Raw genomic sequence first — 6,577 nt, forward strand, 5'->3', positions numbered from 1 at the left:
TCACAAAGAATTACGTCGATTGGTTTAACAATCGACGAATATCACAGAAAACAAAAGGCATGACTCCCTGCGAATACAGGGAACATGCCTTAGCAGTTTAAAAATATTCAATTTTGTCTAACTTTTGTGTTGCACTTTATTTATGATTATTCATCGCGTTTTTTATATTTAGAGCTAGTTATTTGCTAGACCCACTATTTCTTTTAAGACATACCTGGTTTCAATACCACTTTAATGCTATTATCTGCTTTTTTGTCAAAAATATCGTATGCTTCAGCAGCACGCTCCAAAGGCATTGTATGTGTAATGATATCCGATGGGTCGAACTCCCCTTTTTCAATCATGTCATAGATTTTCGGCATCAAGTGGATAACCGGAGCTTGTCCCATTTTAATATTCACATTACGAGTGAAGAAATCTTGAAACGGGAAATTCGTTGCTGGAGTCATATAAACCCCAGTTACCATCAACGTCCCAAATTTCTTCACAGCTTCACTTGCTGTTTGTATTGGTGAGTAAGAACCGCTTTGCGGCGTAAGAATATCTTTAGTTTTTTCTTTGATTGGCGCTACACCATCCATTCCTACACAATCAATTACTACCTCAGCACCACCCTTAGTCATTTCATATAATTCACTACCAACTTTAGAAACATCTGAAAAATTCACGATCTCTACGCCGTTCATCTTTTTCGCATGCTGCAAACGATAATCGACGTTATCTACGGCAATTACACGTTTAGCACCTTTCATTTTGGCAAATTTTTGTACAAATAATCCGATAGGGCCAGAACCCAATACGATTACTGTATCTCCTGGTTTCATACCACTATGTTCTACACTCCAATATGCTGTTGGCAGTACATCTGATAGGAATAATACCTTCTCATCTGGTAGATCACTATCAGGAACAACAAAAGAAGTGAAATCTGCAAATGGGACACGTAAGTATTCAGCTTGACCTCCAGGATAATTTCCTTCCATTTTACCAAAACCGAACAACCCGCCTTGATCAAACATTGGATTAGGGTTGGAATTGTCACATTGACTTTCCATATGATTAGCACAGAAATGACACTCTCCACAACCAATGTTGAAAGGGATAACGACTCGGTCGCCTTTTTTCACTTTCGTTACTGCAGAACCAACTTCTTCTACAATGCCCATAGGCTCATGCCCTACCACATAGTCTTCTTCCATGACCGGTTTCCCGTTATGGTATAAATGCAAGTCAGAACCGCAAATAGCTGTTGCTGTGATGCGAACAATCATGTCGGTTGGTTCTTCAATCGTAGGATCCGGGACCGTTTTGACTTCCATTTTTTCGTTTCCTTGCCATGTTACTGCGCGCATAAAATCCCTCCTTTTTGTAAAAGCGATATTTTCAGACTTTGAAGACAGCTTATCATCTCGTTTTATATAAGTCAAAAGTCAAAACTTTAAACATATCTTTTCTAATATAGGTCAATCAAAATAAGGAAATCTCATAAAATACACTTCTTACATATTCTACCTTAGATAATGAGGGTATTTTCCTGTCTTTTGGACATATCTCCTTTCGATGAAAAGACAACACAAAAAAAGACTTATGCATATCACATAAGTCTAAGCCAAGTATATTTTTATTTTTTAACTATTTACTTGTATTTTGTTCACCTTCAAGCATTCTGCGCCCTTCTTCAACAGCAGTGCTTGGATCTTCAGGTGGCGTATTTCTTAATATTTCTGGGGCAGCTGTTAAATCAGGTTCACCACCTGCCATAATGGGGTCACTACTATAGTGGAATTTGTTTCCATCACGGGCAGTTTCTCCTTCGAGTGCTTGAGAGGCTTCTCCTTCTGAGAAGTTGTAAAGTGTATGTGTAAACTCCTTACCTTGTTTTTGTAAGTCTTGAGTACCATGTGGTACAACTGGACCGTATTTTTCTTCCAATTCTTCACAAGCTTTTAAGAATTGAAGCTGGTGCTGCGTTTCACGAGCCATGAGGTAACTTAGCATATCGCGAACACCTTTATCCTCCGTTTGCAGGAAGTTTCGTGATACTTGAAGGCGAGCCTGTGATTCACGGACAACATTGAAGCGCATATCAGCGAGTAAATTCCCGCTTGAAATGATGAAATTTGCGCTCCAAGGATTGCCGTTAGAATCCGATAGTCCTGCACCAAGCCCATTGACGAATGCATGTTGAGGGTCCATACCACCAAGTATTGCAGCGGTCGCTGGATCACTATTTCTCGCCAATTCTTCTATCGTATCAGTAGGAGCGTCACGTAATAGGTCATTAATCATGGTTGCTAACATTTCCATATGGCCCATTTCTTCCGTACCAGTGTCTAATAATAAATCTTTATATTTTTCATTGCCAACAGTGTTCCAACCTTGAAGCGTATAGGCCAACATTCCTGTAGTTTCTCCCCATTGCCCCCCTAAAATCTCCTGTAAGCGTCGTGCGATAATAGGATTACTCTTCTCAGGCTTTGCATGATATTGCAATTTTGATTTTCTTATGTACATGTGACAGTCCTCCTAATGTATTATAATGCCATACGTCGCATTAATTTCTTCTAAATAAGGATTACATAGTCAACGGTAACATGCGTATATTCATATTTCAAATGAAATGGTTTCAAAAAATATTACAAAAGAGGCCTAGATTGACTTGATTGGGGACGTCTTTTATAACTGATATATTCATTTGGTATTTTTCTATCGCTCCATAACTTAACAGTATTGACACCGATACTTAATGTAGCTATAATCAAGGCGGTAAACGGTGTCATTAGTTATGTTCATAAATAGGAGGCCAATATGATTATTGGGTACGCACGAGTTTCTACAATCGGCCAGGACTTAAATTCACAGATTGCTGAACTAAAATCAAAAGGTGCACAGGCAATATATAAAGAAAAATTTACAGGTACTAAAATAGACCGCCCGGTTTTCAAAAAATTACTTCTTAAACTAAAACCTGGCGATACATTGATGGTTACAAAGTTAGATCGTTTTGCTAGGAATGCGTTGGAGGCTCAACAAGTTATTAAAAGTCTATTTGATAAACAAGTTTCTGTTAATATTTTAAATGTTGGAGTAGTTGAGGATTCCCCTACTGGGAGACTTATTTTTAACATATTCAGTGCATTTGCAGAATTTGAGCGGGACATGATTATTAGCCGAACTCAAGATGGAAAAGCTTATGCTAAGAAGCATAATCCAAATTATCGCGAAGGTCGGCCAAGAAAATATACGGTTTATCAGATGGACTTAGCAATGAATTTATTGAAGAATAGTTCTTATACTAGTGTTGCAAAGCAAACGGGAATTTCTAAAAGTACATTGATTCGTGAAAGAAAAAGACGAGGAATAATATAATATATTATATTATATTATATTGCATTATTGAAAGGGGTAAGAGAATTGAGAAGAAAAAGAAAAATAAAATATGGGTGGGGTAGCATTTTAATTTTATTAGTTATTTTATTTGCAAAGGGCAATTTAAGCACAATAAAAACGCAATTAAATGCCCCGATTACCTCAGTAACAAGCACAGCAAAAAACTTGGTTCAAAAAAATAATCAAACGAAGAATACAGCACAATCAAGTTTGAATTATATTTCAGGAGAAAATGCTTTTGTAAATGTTAATAACGGAAAGAGTACATTAAGCATTAATTCATGGAAGAATAACCAATTTACATATAACGCCCTTGATAGTCTTAATAGAACTTCAACAGCGAATATAGCCTATTTAGAACCCAGAAATTTAGCTAATGATAGTCTAAGAGAGAGGCAATATGTCGAACCTACAGGGTGGCACCAAAAATATGTCAATGGTGAGCCTATTATTAATAGAGGTCATTTAATTGCTTATTCACTTTCCAAAGGTATATCAACTGATGGGCAATACATTCCAAGTTTGCAGAGCGGAGATCAAAATAATTTAAAAAATTTATTTACACAAACTGCATTTTCTAACCAGAAAATCCAAACAATATATGAAAGCAAAGTTAGAAATGCTCTTAAAGAAGGACACAAAGTAGTTTTTGAAGCTCACGCGATATTTAGAGGAAATGAATTAATGGCGAGAGGTGTACAATTACAGGCAGTATCAGACGATGGAAGTTTAAATTTCAATGTTTACATTTTCAATATTCAACCGGGCGTTTCATTCGATTATACAACTGGCCGCTCGAAAGTCGATACTAATATGAAAGTTCCCACTCCAGCAAATGCTCCTAGTTTTAATGAGTAAAATATGTTACTATTTACGTAATCGCTAGATCAATGGCAGCTAATACAATGTTAGCTGCCATTTTGCTGCCGTATACCAATACAACATAATATATTATATTGTATTGAAGAAAGCTTATTAAATTTAAAAGGTACCTATTTGGTTTACAGGGCTTGTCGGGGAAAAACGGGGGGTGGTGGCGAGTGAAGCCCCGACAAGCCCTGTAAACCAAGTGGTGGAAATATATTAAAAGTACGTGTTATAATATATATAGAAAAAAGAAGCCCTGCTATCACAAGACTTCCAAGGAGCCGTTTAAGACGGTGGCTAAATATACTAACTATTAAATAATCGCTAGCTTGCCAGAGCTAAGGCGATTATTTTTTTTGCTGATTTTTAATCAGCTCAACAATTAATGCTATTAAGGCAACGATAAAAGTACCGAATGCCAACATTAATTGTATTGCGTCTGAAACAGACACAAGGCTACTCCTTTCATTAGGTTTAGGTTTTGCTTGGCTTTTTACACCATAAGCACCGCCTCCTTATTAAGGAATAGCCACCGCCTTAACTTCTCCATATATATATTATATCATAAATAAATTACAAAAACATCTTAGAAACGTTGATATATCAAGGATTATAGGCACTCGCTCCAACCACCACCGCTCGCTTTATGAAGAAAGGAGTTCATTCCGGCCAGGACCAGTTGGCCTGACCTGCATAAACGAACTTCTTTCCTTGACCGAACATAGTCGCGGGAGCCACACAAGCCGCAAGCGACAGCGTGGCTCACCGCTTAAGGGTTCTCCTTTCATATTCTCGACCAGGAGAATCCAAGTTCAAACCCCAACTCATAAGGGAATGATTGAAATTGATTTTTTTGCTTTTTGCGCTCTGATACGCCACTCCAAACAGTCCCTAAGCAAGCTTAAGCGCGGGTCCTCGCTCTGCGCCCACGCTAAATCTACCTAAGGGACAGTAGAAAGAATGCAAGGGGCGGTAAATTTTTGGCAAGATCACAAAAAATTTGCCTACAGCAAACCCTTGCATTCTTTCACTTTGGAGTAGCCGAAAGCTACGCGTCAAAAAGCGAAAAAAACAGCCTTTTGGCTACGCCAGGCAGAGCGCCTGGCAGCAAAAAAATCTAGCGAGGTGTCTATTATGACAAAAAAGTTAAGCGAGAAGGAAACAGTTGATTTGGTTGATAAGGCAGACGCTTATCTAAGAAGTATTAGTTTAAATCGGTACATTGGAGACAGTTGGCAAAATATGGCTGACTTGGTTAATTATCTAGATGAAAGTGGTTTTTCTTTGCAAATAAACCCTCTTGATGAAGGAAAAATCGAAATTGAGGATTTTAAAAGACTTTTCGAAGATGTTTCAACACAATTTGGATATGTTTTAGCAAAAGAAAAAATTGATTATGGTGTTGTTGACTTTTTAATAGAAATATCTAGAAGAAACCTCTTAAAAGAACTTGAATCACGCTTTTACAAGATTTCTAACTACAATCTTTTTGATTTTCTTTATATGGTAGTGATAACACGAGAAGATATTTTGCTAGGAGATATGACAACACTTAATTTAATTATTACAATTCAGAAAGCAATTCGAGCAAAAAAAGTATTGTGGCATAATCTTAATGAAAATGATAACCAAGAACTTAGTTATTTAATGTAAGGGGGGGGAAAATATGAAATTACCTGATTCAATAATGAATTATCCAAACAGAGGCAAATGGGGAAATAATAAATGGCGTGGTAATTGTAGCGGATATGTTATTCGTGATTTATTAGATACTTTCTCCCCTAAAAGGTTTGTTGAGGTGTTTAGTGGAGGGGGTACTGGTGAAGAGGTTGCCAGGGAATTGGGTTATAACAACAGTATCCATTTAGATTTAATAAATGGTTGGGACGCTTTGAAAGATGAAATACCCACATATAGCGATTTCGTTTTTAGCCACCCGCCATATTTTGACATTATTGATTATAATAAGCAAAGAGGTTCGTACAACGAAGATGAATTATCAAATAAAATGCCTTATGATGATTTTATAGCAAAGTTAGACCTTATTAATAAAAAAATATATGCTAGTTTAATAAATGGTGGTAGACATGCGATTTTAATTGGAGACGTGCGAAAGAAGGGAAAATATTACTCGATTATTAAGGATATGACATGGTTTGGTGATTTGGAAAATCATATTATAAAAGTTCAACATAATGTAGTAAGCAGCAATAAAATTTACAAAGGTAACTTGATTAGAATAGCCCATGAACATCTTTTAGTTCTTGAATTTACACTTTAAGTGCAACACTAATTAAATAAAGAATGGCCCATGGCCAAA

The 6,577-nt window shown here is 36.7% G+C and carries 9 protein-coding genes; 5 read left to right on the forward strand and 4 right to left on the reverse strand.

Going from position 1 to position 6,577, the window contains the following annotated elements:
- Positions 1-101, forward strand: a 101-nt coding sequence (locus tag FD20_RS14035) for an IS3 family transposase (RefSeq protein WP_157060927.1), incomplete at its 5' end; no start/stop codon positions are given.
- A gap of 102 nt (positions 102-203) precedes the next feature.
- Here the strand turns inward: FD20_RS14035 and FD20_RS11770 are convergent.
- The gene (locus tag FD20_RS11770; protein WP_057738745.1) at positions 204-1,352 is read right to left on the reverse strand and encodes a zinc-dependent alcohol dehydrogenase; all 1,149 of its coding nucleotides are present in this window, start codon (positions 1,350-1,352) and stop codon (positions 204-206) included.
- A 280-nt stretch (positions 1,353-1,632) separates the two neighbouring features.
- Positions 1,633-2,514, reverse strand: coding sequence for a manganese catalase (locus tag FD20_RS11775; protein ID WP_003690681.1), 882 nt, complete (start codon positions 2,512-2,514; stop codon positions 1,633-1,635).
- 294 nt (positions 2,515-2,808) lie between these two features.
- Between FD20_RS11775 and FD20_RS11780 the strand changes: the two genes are divergently transcribed.
- The gene (locus FD20_RS11780) at positions 2,809-3,369 is read left to right on the forward strand and encodes a recombinase family protein (RefSeq protein WP_057738748.1); all 561 of its coding nucleotides are present in this window, start codon (positions 2,809-2,811) and stop codon (positions 3,367-3,369) included.
- Positions 3,370-3,414: 45 nt separating this feature from the next.
- The gene (locus tag FD20_RS11785; protein WP_083489143.1) at positions 3,415-4,248 is read left to right on the forward strand and encodes a DNA/RNA non-specific endonuclease; all 834 of its coding nucleotides are present in this window, start codon (positions 3,415-3,417) and stop codon (positions 4,246-4,248) included.
- Positions 4,249-4,604: 356 nt separating this feature from the next.
- On the opposite strand, the gene FD20_RS13910 is transcribed toward FD20_RS11785, so the two are convergent.
- A complete protein-coding gene (locus FD20_RS13910; protein ID WP_057738752.1) occupies positions 4,605-4,709 on the reverse strand; it encodes a putative holin-like toxin in 105 nt (34 codons plus the stop codon).
- Positions 4,710-4,901: 192 nt separating this feature from the next.
- Complete coding sequence (locus tag FD20_RS13615) at positions 4,902-5,045, reverse strand: hypothetical protein (RefSeq protein ID WP_162255654.1); 144 nt, start codon at positions 5,043-5,045, stop codon at positions 4,902-4,904.
- Between the two features lie 346 nt (positions 5,046-5,391).
- Between FD20_RS13615 and FD20_RS11795 the strand changes: the two genes are divergently transcribed.
- Both FD20_RS11795 and FD20_RS11800 read left to right on the forward strand, forming a co-directional pair.
- Positions 5,392-5,910 carry a hypothetical protein gene (locus tag FD20_RS11795; protein WP_057738754.1) on the forward strand — a complete coding sequence of 173 codons (519 nt, stop codon included), beginning with the start codon at positions 5,392-5,394 and terminating at the stop codon, positions 5,908-5,910.
- Between the two features lie 13 nt (positions 5,911-5,923).
- On the forward strand, positions 5,924-6,538 hold the full coding sequence (locus tag FD20_RS11800) for a hypothetical protein (protein WP_057738756.1): 615 nt from the start codon (positions 5,924-5,926) through the stop codon (positions 6,536-6,538).
- Positions 6,539-6,577: the final 39 nt, after the last annotated feature.

Origin of the sequence: Liquorilactobacillus uvarum DSM 19971, from assembly GCF_001434935.1 — a bacterium.
Lineage (GTDB): Bacteria > Bacillota > Bacilli > Lactobacillales > Lactobacillaceae > Liquorilactobacillus > Liquorilactobacillus uvarum.

Excerpts from the sequence above, each read along its gene's own strand:
- FD20_RS13615 (WP_162255654.1), bottom strand. The coding sequence starts at position 5,045 with ATGAAAGGAGAACCCTTAAGCGGTGAGCCACGCTGTCGCTTGCGGCTT.
- FD20_RS11800 (WP_057738756.1), top strand. The coding sequence starts at position 5,924 with ATGAAATTACCTGATTCAATAATGAATTATCCAAACAGAGGCAAATGG.
- FD20_RS11770 (WP_057738745.1), bottom strand. The coding sequence starts at position 1,352 with ATGCGCGCAGTAACATGGCAAGGAAACGAAAAAATGGAAGTCAAAACG.
- FD20_RS11775 (WP_003690681.1), bottom strand. The coding sequence starts at position 2,514 with ATGTACATAAGAAAATCAAAATTGCAATATCATGCAAAGCCTGAGAAG.
- FD20_RS11780 (WP_057738748.1), top strand. The coding sequence starts at position 2,809 with ATGATTATTGGGTACGCACGAGTTTCTACAATCGGCCAGGACTTAAAT.
- FD20_RS11795 (WP_057738754.1), top strand. The coding sequence starts at position 5,392 with ATGACAAAAAAGTTAAGCGAGAAGGAAACAGTTGATTTGGTTGATAAG.